The following is a 389-nucleotide window of genomic DNA, read 5'->3' on the forward strand; positions in this document are numbered from 1 at the left end:
GCTGTGCGCGTGTGCGTCGCAGACGGTGTACTGGCTTCGCACTGGCAGCATCTTCCTGGCCAGGCCGCATGGCTGGTGTGCGAAGCACGCTCCAGCGGCGAACGCAAATATTACTTTACCAACCATCCGCCTAATACGCCACGCAGGACACTGGTATGCGCAATTAAAGCCCGCTGGGCATGTGAGCAAGCGCATCAGCAGCTCAAGGACGAACTGGGCCTGGGCCATTACGAAGGCAGATCCTGGCTAGGGCTGCACCATCACGCGTTACTGACGATGATGGCATTTACCTATCTGCAGCATCGACGCCTGGCCAGCCAGTTACCGGCGGGGAAAAAAACAAAAGCCAATGCCCCGGGTCCGCCACCCCAGCCAACACTACCGGCGGT

The 389-nt window shown here is 59.6% G+C and carries 1 pseudogene; it reads left to right on the plus strand.

The window, feature by feature from the left end:
- Positions 1–389: pseudogene (locus D7Y04_RS46280) on the plus strand (IS701 family transposase); the annotation flags it as partial.

It is taken from the genome of Corallococcus sp. AB038B (assembly GCF_003668955.1).
GTDB classification, from domain to species: domain Bacteria; phylum Myxococcota; class Myxococcia; order Myxococcales; family Myxococcaceae; genus Corallococcus; species Corallococcus exiguus.